This window comes from Micromonospora polyrhachis (assembly GCF_014203835.1).
Taxonomy (GTDB): Bacteria; Actinomycetota; Actinomycetes; order Mycobacteriales; family Micromonosporaceae; genus Micromonospora_H; species Micromonospora_H polyrhachis.
Genome location: NZ_JACHJW010000001.1, coordinates 3,359,004 through 3,372,123, shown reverse-complemented (window position 1 = coordinate 3,372,123; position 13,120 = coordinate 3,359,004). Strand labels below are relative to the sequence as shown.

Sequence of the window (13,120 nt, the reverse complement as noted above, 5' to 3'; positions counted from 1 at the left end):
TCGAGAAAAGCTAAGGCCCAGGGTCGGGAAACAGTTCCTGACCTGGGCCTTTGCTATTGGAGCGGGTGACGGGAATCGAACCCGCACTGTCAGCTTGGGAAGCTGATGTTCTGCCATTGAACTACACCCGCAAGCGGACCCCACTGTACCTGGTCGAGCGCGGGAGTGCACTCGCGTACCCCCGGGTTGTCCGTGTCGCCACGCCAAGACAGGGCACACGGGCGCAGCGTTTGAAAAACCGACAGCCCTGGGTAACGTTCACCACACGAAAGGTAGCGACTCGCTCACCCCACGCGTCGCCTCCGTCGATCGAGGGGTGAGCATGGACCTCAACCGCATTCGCTGGTCGCTGCGCTCGACCGGAGCGACAGCCGCTTCTCTCGTACTCGTGTTGTGGCCGACGACGGCGAATGCCGGGCCGTCGGTGGCCGAGGCGACGAAATCCCCCGCCACGGCTGAGCAGACTTGCGTCACGCCGGCAGAACTCCCGCCGAGCAGCGCCAGGGCGAGACCGGGGAGTGGACCGGACTGGCACGATCCGAACGAGTTGACGCTCGCCGAGGCCACCCGGCGGGACCGCGAGCTGATTGAGATGCATTCCCGGGTGACGAGGCTCGGCCCGTACGCGATGCCGGCACGCGGCACTGTCACCATCCCGGTGGTGGTCCACGTCATCGCCAAGGACCGCTCTCGAACTGGTGGCAACATCCCCCGACCGCTGATCGACGCGCAGATCAAGGTGCTGAACGAGGCATTTGCCGGCGGCAACGGCAGCGCCCCGTCGCCGTTCACGTTCAAGCTCAAGAAGATCAACCATGTGGTCAAGCCGGCCTGGTATCCGATCGTCCCGAGCAGTCCTGCGGAGCGGCAGATGAAGACAGCCCTGCGGGTCGGCGGGGCACAGACTCTCAACATCTACACCGGCGCGTTGGACGAGGGCCTACTCGGCTGGGCGACGTTCCCGGAGAAGAAGGTCGGCAAGTACGACGGCGTGGTGGTGCTGGCGGAGTCGCTGCCGGGTGGCACCGTCGCCAACTACAACCAGGGGGACACCGCTGTCCACGAGGTGGGCCACTGGCTGAACCTCTACCACACGTTCCAGGGTGGCTGCGCGGGCGAGGGCGACGCGGTGCCGGACACGCCAGCCGAGGCGGCCCCGGCGTTCGGCTGCCCTACGGGCCGAGATTCCTGCGTCACCATGGCCGGGCTTGACCCGATCCACAACTTCATGGACTACACCTACGACTCCTGCATGCACCAGTTCACCCCGGACCAGGTGAAGCGCATGGTCCAGGCGTGGCGGGCGTACCGCGCCAGGTAGTCCCGACCCGCTGCCCGCAGAGGCCGGCTTCCGTCGTGACGGACAGCCGGCCTCTTGGCGTACGGACGCATCCGTCGTCGACGACGCATCCGTTAACCGCTGCGCAACACTTCACTATTTCCATGAGTATCGATGGGCGGGTAACGTTCGCCTCACGTTCACGCACCCGATGCGGCACACCCCCGGCCGCGTCGCGGCTAGAAAGAGGTGAACTCATGGGGCTGCACTCAAGCGCTTCGACCTGGCGAAAAGCCGGAGTCGCATCCACCTCCCTCGCCATGCTGCTCGCCGCCGCAGCAGCATCCGTCGCTCCGGCCACCACCGCGCTGGCCGCCGACCAGGCACCAGTCGCCTGTGTCGAACCAGGCAGCGCACACGACTCGCTCGCCAAGGCTCGGCCGGGCACTCCTGGCAAGCATGACCCCAACCACCTGACGCCGGCCCAGATCGCCGAGCGGGAGGCGGACTTCACCAGCACGCTGCGGGCTCGGGCCAGCGCGACGATCGCCGGGCCGAGCGTCCAGGCCACGGTCACCATTCCGGTGGTCGTACACGTGATCCAGGAGAACAGCACCCGGGCCGGGGGCAACATCCCCAACTCGATGATCAACTCTCAGATCACGGTGCTCAACCAGGCGTACGCGGGTGGGACCGGCGGCGCGGTCACCGCGTTCGCCTTCCAGTTGCAGAGCATCAACCGCGTCACCAACCCGGCCTGGTACCCGATCGTCGACGGTTCGTCGGCGGAACGCCAGATGAAGAGCCAGCTCCGGCAGGGCGGCAAGAACACGCTGAACATCTATCTCGGCGAACTCAGCGACGGCCTGCTCGGCTGGGCGACGTTCCCGAAGAACAACCTGGACAGCTACGACGGCGTGGTGGTGTTGAACGAGTCGCTGCCGGGCGGCACCGCGACCAACTACAACCAGGGTGACACCGGCACTCACGAGGTCGGCCACTGGCTGAACCTCTACCACACCTTCCAGGGTGGTTGTTCCGGTTCCGGTGACCAGGTCTCGGACACCCCGGCCGAGTCGTCCCCGGCCTACCAGTGCCCGACCGGACGGAACACCTGCAGCTCGGCCGGTGTGGACCCCATCCACAACTTCATGGACTACACCTACGACTCCTGCATGTACGAGTTCACGACGGGCCAGGCGACCCGGATGCTGAACGCCTGGAATGCCTACCGCGCTCCATAACAGGCGGAAGGTCGAACCTGATCAACGGTGCCGGCTCGGTCAACGGGCCGGCACCGGCGTGTATTCGGGGGTGGCATGCCGATGGATCCGCCGACTGTGCCGCATCGCCAGCCCTGGGCCGCTCATGCGATTGCGACCGTCGGCCGGGTCGAACCACACCTGTACGGCTGGCCGGCCCGCCCCGCCACCGAAGGTGCTCGCGCCGTCGTTGCCGTGCCGGGACAGCATTGCCACGTCGACGGTGAACTCGAACAGGCGCCAGTCGACCTGTGGTGCGGCCCGCATGCTGTCGGCAAGTCGGGCGACCCGGACCTGGTCGGTAACGGGGCGGGCCCGGCCCGCCACGTACGCCTCGTCGTCGCTCTCCTCCGGCGGGAAGGAGTGCAGTGCGTAGCGACCGTCGCGTTCGAGGTCGCGCCGTTTCGGTGAGTCGACGATGAAGCAGAACAGCCCCTCGTCGGTGATCACGGGCGAGACCGGGTGGACCCGAGGGCCGCCGTCGGCCCGGATGGTGGCCAGGTAGCCGAAGCCTGGCCCGTACTGCTGCATGAGTGAGCGGATCGCGGCGGCGAGCCGGGGATCGTCGGTGGCGAATTCGGACCAGGAAGCCATGGGATCATCCTATCGAACATATGTACGAGATCGGTAGTGCGACGGTGCTGGTCAGAAGGGAGGTCGCTATGGTGGCACGATGCTGCTCTCCGACCGTGACCTCGTCAGCGAGATCAAGGCGGGCACCTTGGCGCTGGAACCGTTCGAGCCGGCGCTGGTCCAGCCGTCCAGCATCGACGTACGCCTCGACCGGTTGTTCCGGGTGTTCAACAACCACCTCTACACACACATCGACCCGTCCCGTCAGCAGGACGACCTGACCTCCGTGGTCGACGTGCCTGACGGTGAGCCGTTCGTGCTGCACCCGGGCGAGTTCGTGCTCGCCTCCACGCTGGAGGTGATCTCCCTCGGCGACCAGCTCGCCGGGCGGCTGGAGGGCAAGTCGAGCCTCGGCCGGCTGGGGCTGCTCACCCACTCGACGGCGGGCTTCATCGACCCCGGCTTCTCCGGTCACGTCACGCTGGAGTTGTCCAACGTCGCCAACCTGCCGATCACCCTGTGGCCGGGCATGAAGATCGGTCAGTTGTGCATCTTCCGGCTCTCGTCCCCGGCCGAGCACCCGTACGGCTCCGAGGTCTACGGCTCGCGCTATCAGGGACAGCGGGGGCCGACCCCGAGCCGGTCCTGGCAGAGCTGGCGTACCTGGCCGACCCGCTGACGCGTACCACGGGTGTTGGGCGGCCCCTTCCTATGCGAAACGCGATAGGAAGGGGCCCTTCCTGACACCAAAGACGTCAGCCCGGGCGACCGTAGCTGTGCACACCACCGTCGACCTTGCGCATCCTGACCTGGTCACCGGCGGTGGGAGCATGCACCACCCAACCGTCGCCGACGTAGAGGCCGACGTGCGCGAGGCCGTTGTAGAAGACCAGGTCACCTGGGCGTAGCTCGGCACGGCTCACGTGCGGCATCATCGCCCGTTGCTGGGCCGCGTTGTGCGGTAGCGATACGCCCGCCTGCTGCCAGGCCCGCAGCGTCAGGCCGGAACAGTCGTACGAGTTGGGTCCGGCCGAGCCCCACACGTAGGGCTTCCCGATCTGGGCGCAGGCGAACTTGACCACCTGTCCGGTCGAGCCACCCGGGTAGGTCGCGGGGCAGGGTGCCGGCCGGAGCACGCCACCGCCACCGTTGCCGTACGCCACCAGGCGCAGCTTCTGTAGCCGGGTGACCTCGGCGTCGATCTCCTTCTTCTTCGCCGCCAACTCGGCCTCGGTGCGGGTGAGCTGGGCGACCAGCACGTCCAGCGGCCCCTTCTGCGCGGCGTACCTGTTCTTCAGGTCGACCACGGCCTGGATGTCGTGCTGCTGCTGGCGGGCGAACTGGTCGAGCACACCGAGCTGGTCGAGGAGGGTGGTGGGTGAGCCGGTGGTGAGGATGGCGTTGAGCGTGGAGGCGTTGTCGCCCTTGTACGCCTGGACAGCGAGCGCCCCGACCTTGCCCATCGCCTCGTCGATCTGGCGTTGCAGCGGCTGGATCTTCTTGCCCAGCGCGTCGGCCTGCTTCTTCTTGCCGGCCAGGTCCTGTCGGGTGGCGTTGTGCTTCTCGATGATCGGTTCCAGCTTCGCCCACGCCTTGTCGATCTGGTTCTCGATCTCGGTCACCGACGGCTCGGCATGGGCCGGGGTCGCGCCGACGAGCACGACGGCGATGCTGGCAATCGCGGCGAGCGTGGCGGTGTACCAGGACCGAGTGGCGGTGAACCGGGATCGCGTGGAGGTGAACCGGGACCGACGGGTAGGCGGTATCGCCGTATCTCGGTCGGCGTGCACCGACCGGACCGGGCGCAACCGGGGGGCATGATGTGCCACCGGCGTCCGTACTCCTTCTTCCTGACCGCCTACCGAGTTAGCTGACGGGTTCGGGCGGGAAGATGTGCGCCCTACCGCGGATCGCGGATTCACCCCGATGGATCATGTGGGTCCCCGGTTCGATCTTGCGAACGATTCGGCGGTATCGAGCCGACGTCGCCCCGGATGGACGAACTGCCCTCGTCTCGACCGTCCCCAACCTAGGGAAGTGCACTACCAGGCGCAACCCGAACCGGCAAGATAATTCGCTTCGTACAACCATTGGTTGCAGAGAGTGGGCCACTGAGGGCAGACATGAAGAAATCTTTCACCTCCATCAACGATTCCGCAAGCCATTGACGAACCCCCCTCGGGCGAGTGAGGGTGACCAATGAGTCATCCCCCGAATGGAGGTTCGATGCACCGTCCGAAAGTACCGCTGAGCAGCCGGATACTGCTCAGTACCGTGGTGGTCGGCGCGGCGACGCTCGTACCCGCCGCGTCGGCGTCCGCCACCACGCCCGTACCGACCACCGCGAGCGCAACGGTCGACTCCCGGCAACAGGACTACACCGCCGCCGCCAGCGACTACGGCGTACCGGAGAGCGTCCTGCTGGGCGTCTCCTATCTCCAGTCCCGCTGGGACACCAACGCCGGCACCCCCAGCACCGCCGGCGGCTACGGCCCGATGCACCTCACCGACGCCGCCCACGTGGCCAGCCTGCCCACCTCCGGCGGTCACCACGACTCGGCGGAGGACCCGCGTGGCGACGACTCCCGCCGGTCACTCGCCCGCGAGCACCCCAGTGTGGCCACGCCAGAGAGCGCGGCCCTACGCACCCTGGGCACCGCCGCCACGCTCACCGGGGCCGGGGCGGAGGCACTGCGTACCGACGCTCGGGCGAACATCCGGGGCGGGGCGGCGCTGCTGTCGTCGTACCAGAAGGCCCTGACCGGACCGACGGGAAGCGCGAGCGACCCGGCGGCCTGGTACGGCGCGGTGGCCCGGTACTCCGGCGCGGAGACCAGCGACGCCGCCGCGGCCTTCGCCGACGAGGTCTACGCCACCATCCGTACGGGTGCCAACCGAGTCACCGACGACGGGCACCGGATCACCCTCGCCGCGCACCCCAGCCTCGACCCGATCAGGTCCTGGCTGGACCGGCTCGGCCTGCGCACGCCGACCCGACCGGACGGGCTGGAATGCCCGACGACCATCTCCTGTGAGTGGCTGCCCGCCCCCTACCAGCTACTCGGCGACGGCACCGATCCGGGCAACTACGGCAACCACGACAAGGGCAACCGGCCGGCGCAGCAGAAGATCGAGTACATCCTGATCCACGACGCCGAGGGCTACTTCGACAGCACGACCCGGCTGGCCCAGGACCCGGAGTGGGTGAGCTGGCACTACACGATGCGCTCGGCAGACGGTCACACCGCCCAGCACCTCAAGGCCAAGGACGTCGGCTGGCACGCCGGCAACTGGTACGTCAACGCCAAGTCGGTCGGAATCGAGCACGAGGGCTTCGCCGCCCAGGGCACCTGGTACACCGAGGCGATGTACCGCAGCTCGGCCAAGCTGGTGCGCTACCTGGCCAAGAAGCACAACGTGCCGCTGGACCGGCAACACATCATCGGCCACGACAACGTGCCCGGCACCGTGCCGAGCACCGTCCGAGGGATGCACTGGGACCCGGGCCCGTACTGGGACTGGTCGCACTACTTCGACCTGCTGGGGGCACCGATCCGGGGCACCGGCACGCCGCGTACCGGACTGGTGACCCTGGACCCGGACTTCGCCACCAACCGGCCGAACTTCTACGGATGTGCCAAGGCACCCGCCCCGCCAACCGAGCCGTGCCCCTCGCGTGGCTCGTCGTCGGTGATCCTGCGCAGCGCGCCCAGCCCGGACGCGCCGCTGGTCAACGACATCGCGCTGCGGCCGGACGGCACGCCGAACACGATGCAGATCTCCGACCATGGCGCGCGGGGCTCGGCGGGCCAGACGTACGCCATCGCCGACCGGCAGGGCGACTGGACCGCGATCTGGTACCTCGGGCAGAAGGCGTGGTTCCACAACCCGGCCTCGGCCCCCACCGCCAAGTGGACACTCGGCCTGGTCGTGACCCCCAAGCCGGGCAAGGCCACCATCCCGGTGTACGGCCGGGCCTACCCGGAGCAGGCCGCCTACCCGACCGGGGTGCCGTACCAGACGATCACCCCGTTGCAGTACACGCTCTCCGCCGGGCAGCGGTACGCGGTCGGGGATGTGCTACCGGGCGAGTACTACCGGGCCACGACGTTCGAAGGGACGTCCCCCGGTGACTGGACGGTGATCCGGGGCGAGAACCGGTACGTCCAGATCCAGTTCGGTCATCGCATCATGTTCGTCAACCTCGACGACGTACAGATCCTGCCGTCGCCGATCGGTGCGCCGCGCTGACGCCGTACCGCACACGTGAGGAAGGGCCCCTTGCCATCGCTGGCGGATTCCAGGGGTCGTTGCAACACAGGTGATCAACTGGCTTCGGTCAGAAGCTTAGCGATGCGCTCGGCTGGGGTGTCCCAGCCGAGTGTTTTGCGTGGTCGGCCGTTGAGTTCGGCGGCGACGGCGGCGAGGTGCTCCGGGGCGTGGACGGCGAGGTCGGTGCCTTTGGGGAAGTACTGGCGAAGCAGACCGTTGGTGTTCTCGTTGGAGCCGCGTTGCCAGGGCGAGTGTGGATCACAGAAGTAGACGGGAATGTCCGCAGCGGTGCTGAACTGGTGGTGCAGGGCCATTTCGGTGCCTTGGTCCCAGGTCAGGGATCGTTTGAGGTGGGCCGGCAGGGTGGCGACGGTGGCCTGCAGCGCGTCACGGACACGCTCAGCGGTACGACCGCGACCCAGGTGCACCAACAGGACGTAGCGGGTAGCGCGTTCCACCAGGGTGCCGATGGCCGAGGCGCTGTCCTTACCGATGATGAGGTCGCCTTCCCAGTGGCCGGGCACGGCCCGGTCGTCGGCTTCGGCGGGCCGGTCGCTGATCATCACCATGGGCGCGGTGAAGCGAGGCTGACGTTGTCCGGGTTGGCGGCGCGGGCGGCGGACCGCGCGGCCGGTACGCAGCGCCCGAGTCAGCTCGCGGCGTAGCTCACCGCGTCCCTGCACGTAGAGCGCCTGGTAGATCGTTTCGTGGGTCACGTGCATCCCTGGCTGGTCGGGGAAGTCTCGCCGCAACCGTTGCACGATCTGTTCCGGGCTCCACTTACGGTCCAAGCCGTCCTGCACTGCCTGGCGTAGCCGCGGGTTCGCGGCGAGCTTGCCCGTCTTCGGCCGTGGGCGCCGCTGTTCGGCCCGTGCCTGAGCCGCGTGAGGGCGGTAGTCCCCTGTCCCGGGATGGGCATTACGGCGCAGTTCACGGCTGATCGTGGACGGATCCCGCCCCACCTCGGCTGCGATCGACCGAAGCGACCTGCCCTCGCGCCGCAGGTCAGCGATCAGGATCCGGTCGTCCACGGACAGAAACCGACCGGCGGAAGTCCCGGGCCGGGCAGGAGGTTGCGCCTCCTGCCCGGCCCGGGACTTCCGCCCGTGCCGCCAACGATGGCCAGTACGCCGGTTGACCCCGACGATCCGACACGCCTGTGCGGTACCTACACCCTGCGCCACAAGATCAAGATAAGCCTGACGCTCAGCATGCAACTTCTTCCGGCCCTGAGGCGCCCGGTCCTTACGGATCTCGAACACTGCAACTCCTGAACAGATCAGGTGTTGCAACCACCACTAGAACTCAAGGCTTCTTGCATGGCAAGGGGCCCTTCCGCACAGCACAGCGTCAGCCGACGCGGCGGTACGCCGTCACCGACTTGCCGAAGCTGCCCACCGACGCCACCGTGACCGACTGGTTGAACGTCGGCGCGTGGACCATCTTTCCGTTGCCGATGTAGAGGCCTACGTGGTTCGGGAAGAAGACCAGGTCACCCGGACGCGCCTCGGAGGCGCTCACCCCTCTGCCCGCGCCGATCTGCGAGCCGGTGTAGTGATCCAGGTAGATCCCCGCCTTGCCGTAGGCATACTGGGTGAGCCCGGAGCAGTCGAACGAGTTCGGTCCGGCGGCACCCCAGACGTACGGGTCCCCCACCTGGGCGCAGGCGGTCTGGATCGCGATCCGCGCGGCTTCGGTGACCACACCGTTGATCGTCGGGCAATTTGCGACCTTGACGGTCGTCTTCGGCATCATGGCCTTCAGCCGGGTGACCTCGGCGTCGATGTCCTTCTTCTTCGCCGCCAGTTCGGCCTCCTGCCGGGCCTGCTGCGCGATCAGGTTGTCGAGCTTCGTCTTCTCGGCCATGTACCGGTCCCGGGTGGCCACGACATCGGCAATCTGCCGCCGCTCGTGCTCGTTCAACAAATTCAGATAGGTCAACTGATCGGCCAACGTGGTGGGGTTACCAGTCGACAACAATGCGTTCAGGTTGGACGAGGGGCCGGTCTTGTAGAACCGCACCGCCAGGCCACCGACCCGGCTCAGCGCCTCGTCGACCTGAAGGGAGAGGGGCTGGATCTTCTTCTCCAGCTCCGTCGCCTTCTTCTGGTTGGCCTTCATCTCGACGCGTACCTTGTTGTACTGCTCGATCACGCCTTCGAGTTCATGCCACTGCTTCTCGATCTGCGCGTCGATCTGTTCCGGCGTGGGTGTGGCCTGCGCCTGCACGGCAGGCACCAGACCGACACAGGCCGCTGCGACTACCGTCACCAGACGGTGAAAGACCCGACGCGCGGCGTTACGACGGGTGGATACCTGCTCCGGCGTACGAGGATGGGATGGCCGACTTCGCACCGGCGCGACTCCTTCGTGACCGACCGCCGGGCGCCTCGCGGAGGGGGAAGTGGAGGCCGACTATCCGCAAACGGTCGGTGCCCCACATTAGGGAAGGTTCGGCTTTGAATCAAGGTGAGGAGTGCCTATTTCGACCTCGTCATAGTAATTCGGCGGCATGACGATTCAATGTCGTCACGACTCGTAGCCGGTCCGACCCGACTCATGTGGAGCCACGCTCCATCACCCCCTGGAGGGCAACCTGGACGGTCGGCCAGCCAGCCAGGGCCGTCAGGTCGGCCAGTCAGCAGGTCGGCCGGTCAGCAGGCCCAGCAGAGCGGCAGAGCGGCGAGCAGGCGAGCGGCGAGCGGCGAGCCCGGTCCCCTACCGCACTAGGTGCCGAGGTAGCGCAGCACCGCGAGCACCCGGCGGCTGTAGCCGGTGACGTGCGCCAGGCCGAGCTTGTCGAAGATCGCGTTGACGTGTTTCTCGACCGCGCTCTGCGACACGTGCAACTTCGCCGCAATATGGGCGTTGGTGCAGCCCTGCGCCATGTGCTCCAGCACGTCCCGCTCCCGAGGCGTGAGGGCGGCCAGCGGGTCGACCCGGGTCGTACGAGCGAGCAGTTGACGTACCACCTCCGGATCGAAGGCGGCCCCGCCCGCGCCCACCCGGTCCAGCGCGTCCAGGAACTCACCGACCTGGACCACCCGGTCCTTCAGCAGGTATCCCACCCCGCTGGCGGTGCCACCGAGCAGCTCGGCGGCGTAGCGCTTCTCGACGTACTGGGACAGCACCAGCACCCCGACAGCGGGCCAACGGCGACGAATCTCCAACGCCGCCCGCAGCCCCTCGTCGGTGTGCGTGGGCGGCATCCGTACGTCGACCACGATGAGATCGGGCGGGTCGGCGGCGACGGCGGCCAACAACTGCTCGGCGTCGCCTACCGCAGCCAGGATTTCGTGGCCCTCGTCGGTGAGCAGCCGGACCAGTCCTTCGCGCAGCAGGGCCGAGTCCTCGGCGAGGATCAGACGCATGGCAGCTCCGCAGTGATCGTGGTCGGTCCACCGACCGGGCTGTGGACGTGGATCCGGCCATCCAGGGCGTGCACCCGCCGGTGCAGGCCGGCGAGGCCGCCGCCGGCCGGGTCGGCCCCGCCGACACCATCATCGGTGATCTTCACGTGTACGGCGTTGTCGAGGCCAGCCACCACGACCTCCACCCGGTGTGCCCGGGAGTGTTTGGCAGCATTGGTGACCGCCTCGCAGACCACGAAGTAGGCGACCGTCTCGATCGCCGGGCCGGGCCGGGCCGGCAGATCCAGCGTCATGCGTACCGGTAACGGGGAGCGCTCGGCGACAATCTCCAGGGCGGCGGTCAGCCCGCCATCGTCCAGCGCCGCCGGATACACCCGCCAGGCCACCTCGCGCAGTTCGGCCAGCACTCCGGCGGACTCCTCGTGCGCCTGGCGGAGCAGGTCGTCCGCCTTCGCCCGGTCGGTGGCGCGACGGGCCCGACCGAGCAGCATGCCGAGGGCGACGAGCCGCTGCTGCACTCCGTCGTGCAGGTCCCGTTCGATCCGGCGACGCTCGGCGTCGACTGCGGCGACGATCTCGGCCCGAGCCGCCGACAGTACGGCGATGCGCTGTTCGTAGTGGGCTTTCTCGGTCGGCCCGAGCAGCGCGCGAGTAAGCCGATGGTCGAGCGCCGCCACCCCGGTGATCCCCTGTACGGCGAGGAAGAGCAGCACCACCCCGACGATCGCGAAGTACGTCACGACGAACGGTGTCGCCTCGATGTCGTCCACCGGTCGTCCCGCGATCCAGCCGACCACCACGGCGAACGCCATCAGCGCGCCGTACAGCAGGAGCAGCAGCACCGTCCCGCCGAGCGCGCCGAGCGGCACCCGGGCGGCGAGGTAGCCCACCGCGCGGAGGTCGGTCACCACGCCGGCCGGAGAGTCGCCGAGGAACCATTCGACCCGTCGCCGGTCGTACTCGGCCAGTCGGCGGGCAACCCGGCCGAGTCGCCGACGGCCGCGCAGTCGATGGTCGCGCGGCGCGACCGCCAGGACGGCGTACGCGAGCCCCGCGCCGATGAGGTAGACCAGGCCGAACAGCGCGTTGACTGCCCCCAACGCGACCCCGGTCGCCAGGGTGAACACTCTGATCGGTTCGCAGATCCGGTAGAGCGTGTGAAGCCAGGCACGCGATCCGCTCATGTCAGCCAAAGGTGTCGGGGCAGCCGTATCTGCATGATCGCCATGTCGTCGACGCTAGGGCCTGGGCCGTCCCGGTGGCCATGAGGGACGCCGCGGTTCACGGGTGTGGTTTCCCGCACCCATCGGGCCCTGGTGCCGTACCTGGTCGCAGGCTATGTCAGGGCGATCCGGCCCGGGTTTGTCCAGATCTTGCTGACGCTTACCACTGATCACGCCTTGGATGTGACCGCTCTGCTGCTTTGGGAACATCTATCGCTGTTGGGGGGGTAGCAACAACCGTTCACAAACCCCGGCCATCATTGCGGGCCGGCCGGGCCGGGCCGGTCGGGCCGGAGGGTTCGCGTGACGATGTGTGTCCACCCGTCAGCACACGCAGGATCCGCAGGACCCCGGCCAGCCGCGCTACTGGGACGTCAACACGCAGAACTCGTTGCCATCGGGATCGGCCAGCACCACCCAGCTGACCTCGCCCTGACCTATGTCCTTCCGAGTCGCCCCGAGGGAGAGCAGCCGCTCGACCTCTGTCTGCTGATCACTGTGGGCAGGTGGAGTGAGGTCGAAGTGCAGTCGCTGTTTGCCCGTCTTCGGCATCAGCGGTGGACCGCCCCAGGTGATCTTCGGACCGCCGAGCGGTGAGCGGATAGCGGTCTCCTGGTCCTGATCCCAGACCAGTGGCCACCCCAGTACCTCGCTCCAGAAGTATCCGACTTCCTGGGAACCGTCGCAGGCCAGCGCTCCGACGAATCCACAGTCGGCAAGAAAGTTGTTGCCCGGCTCGATGACGCAGAACTCGTTACCTTCGGGGTCGGCAAGCACCACATGACCATCATCAGGGGTTTGGCCGATGTCGATATGCCGGGCGCCAAGTTCCAGCGCCCTGGCGACCGTCTGCTGTTGGCCCTCCAACGAGGTACTCGTCAGATCGAAGTGCATCGGATTCTGTCCGACCTTCTGCCGTTGCGTCGGCAGAAATCGGATCCGGAATCCGGTGTCGTCACTGGGCAGCAGCGCGGCACCGTCATGCGAATCGTCGATCAGCTGCCAATCGAGGATCCCAGACCAGAACCGGGCGAGACGCTGAGGTTGACTGGCATCGAAGCTGACCGCAAAGAGTTCACAGGTCATCCTGCTGCTCATCTCCGATCGGTTGACCGACGGCTGCCGACAGGCACCCATCGG

General features: G+C 67.5%; 11 protein-coding genes, 1 tRNA gene and 1 riboswitch. Of the genes, 4 read left to right on the top strand and 8 right to left on the bottom strand.

What is annotated here, in order from left to right:
- Positions 1-57: 57 nt before the first annotated feature.
- Positions 58-131, bottom strand: a tRNA-Gly gene (locus tag FHR38_RS14595).
- Between the two features lie 191 nt (positions 132-322).
- On the opposite strand from FHR38_RS14595, the gene FHR38_RS14590 reads away from it, so the two are divergent.
- Both FHR38_RS14590 and FHR38_RS14585 read left to right on the top strand, forming a co-directional pair.
- Entirely contained in the window at positions 323-1,321 is a 999-nt protein-coding gene (locus tag FHR38_RS14590) for a zinc metalloprotease (protein WP_184535185.1), read from the top strand.
- Positions 1,322-1,536: 215 nt separating this feature from the next.
- A complete protein-coding gene (locus FHR38_RS14585) occupies positions 1,537-2,523 on the top strand; it encodes a zinc metalloprotease (protein ID WP_184535184.1) in 987 nt (328 codons plus the stop codon).
- Between the two features lie 39 nt (positions 2,524-2,562).
- Here the strand turns inward: FHR38_RS14585 and FHR38_RS14580 are convergent, their stop codons facing one another.
- Positions 2,563-3,135, bottom strand: coding sequence for a pyridoxamine 5'-phosphate oxidase family protein (locus FHR38_RS14580; RefSeq protein WP_184535183.1), 573 nt, complete (start codon positions 3,133-3,135; stop codon positions 2,563-2,565).
- Between the two features lie 79 nt (positions 3,136-3,214).
- On the opposite strand from FHR38_RS14580, the gene dcd reads away from it, so the two are divergent.
- Positions 3,215-3,793, top strand: a complete 579-nt coding sequence (gene dcd / locus FHR38_RS14575) for a dCTP deaminase (protein ID WP_184535182.1) — start codon at positions 3,215-3,217, stop codon at positions 3,791-3,793.
- A 76-nt stretch (positions 3,794-3,869) separates the two neighbouring features.
- Here dcd and FHR38_RS14570 read toward each other — a convergent pair whose 3' ends face one another.
- Positions 3,870-4,943: a C40 family peptidase gene (locus tag FHR38_RS14570; RefSeq protein ID WP_184535181.1), complete on the bottom strand. Its 1,074-nt coding sequence runs from the start codon at positions 4,941-4,943 to the stop codon at positions 3,870-3,872.
- A 12-nt stretch (positions 4,944-4,955) separates the two neighbouring features.
- Positions 4,956-5,095, bottom strand: a riboswitch (cyclic di-AMP (ydaO/yuaA leader).
- A 245-nt stretch (positions 5,096-5,340) separates the two neighbouring features.
- Here FHR38_RS14570 and FHR38_RS14565 point away from each other — a divergent pair.
- Entirely contained in the window at positions 5,341-7,365 is a 2,025-nt protein-coding gene (locus FHR38_RS14565) for an N-acetylmuramoyl-L-alanine amidase (RefSeq protein ID WP_184535180.1), read from the top strand.
- A gap of 74 nt (positions 7,366-7,439) precedes the next feature.
- Here the strand turns inward: FHR38_RS14565 and FHR38_RS14560 are convergent, their stop codons facing one another.
- From FHR38_RS14560 to FHR38_RS14540, 5 genes are all read right to left on the bottom strand, one after another.
- Positions 7,440-8,648 carry an IS30 family transposase gene (locus tag FHR38_RS14560; RefSeq protein ID WP_376771406.1) on the bottom strand — a complete coding sequence of 403 codons (1,209 nt, stop codon included), beginning with the start codon at positions 8,646-8,648 and terminating at the stop codon, positions 7,440-7,442.
- An 88-nt stretch (positions 8,649-8,736) separates the two neighbouring features.
- Complete coding sequence (locus FHR38_RS14555) at positions 8,737-9,741, bottom strand: C40 family peptidase (protein WP_184535179.1); 1,005 nt, start codon at positions 9,739-9,741, stop codon at positions 8,737-8,739.
- A 371-nt stretch (positions 9,742-10,112) separates the two neighbouring features.
- Positions 10,113-10,757, bottom strand: a complete 645-nt coding sequence (locus tag FHR38_RS14550) for a response regulator transcription factor (protein WP_184535178.1) — start codon at positions 10,755-10,757, stop codon at positions 10,113-10,115.
- Positions 10,748-11,941: a sensor histidine kinase gene (locus tag FHR38_RS14545; protein WP_184535177.1), complete on the bottom strand. Its 1,194-nt coding sequence runs from the start codon at positions 11,939-11,941 to the stop codon at positions 10,748-10,750. Before FHR38_RS14545 ends, FHR38_RS14550 begins: the two co-directional genes overlap by 10 nt.
- Positions 11,942-12,343: 402 nt before the next feature.
- Positions 12,344-13,078, bottom strand: a complete 735-nt coding sequence (locus FHR38_RS14540; protein WP_246446537.1) for a VOC family protein — start codon at positions 13,076-13,078, stop codon at positions 12,344-12,346.
- Positions 13,079-13,120: the final 42 nt, after the last annotated feature.

What these genes read in the sequence shown, in the direction of transcription:
- FHR38_RS14585 (WP_184535184.1), top strand. Translation starts at nt 1,537, where the DNA reads ATGGGGCTGCACTCAAGCGCTTCGACCTGGCGAAAAGCCGGAGTCGCA.
- dcd (WP_184535182.1), top strand. Translation starts at nt 3,215, where the DNA reads ATGCTGCTCTCCGACCGTGACCTCGTCAGCGAGATCAAGGCGGGCACC.
- FHR38_RS14545 (WP_184535177.1), bottom strand. Translation starts at nt 11,941, where the DNA reads ATGAGCGGATCGCGTGCCTGGCTTCACACGCTCTACCGGATCTGCGAA.
- FHR38_RS14580 (WP_184535183.1), bottom strand. Translation starts at nt 3,135, where the DNA reads ATGGCTTCCTGGTCCGAATTCGCCACCGACGATCCCCGGCTCGCCGCC.
- FHR38_RS14550 (WP_184535178.1), bottom strand. Translation starts at nt 10,757, where the DNA reads ATGCGTCTGATCCTCGCCGAGGACTCGGCCCTGCTGCGCGAAGGACTG.
- FHR38_RS14565 (WP_184535180.1), top strand. Translation starts at nt 5,341, where the DNA reads ATGCACCGTCCGAAAGTACCGCTGAGCAGCCGGATACTGCTCAGTACC.
- FHR38_RS14540 (WP_246446537.1), bottom strand. Translation starts at nt 13,078, where the DNA reads ATGAGCAGCAGGATGACCTGTGAACTCTTTGCGGTCAGCTTCGATGCC.
- FHR38_RS14590 (WP_184535185.1), top strand. Translation starts at nt 323, where the DNA reads ATGGACCTCAACCGCATTCGCTGGTCGCTGCGCTCGACCGGAGCGACA.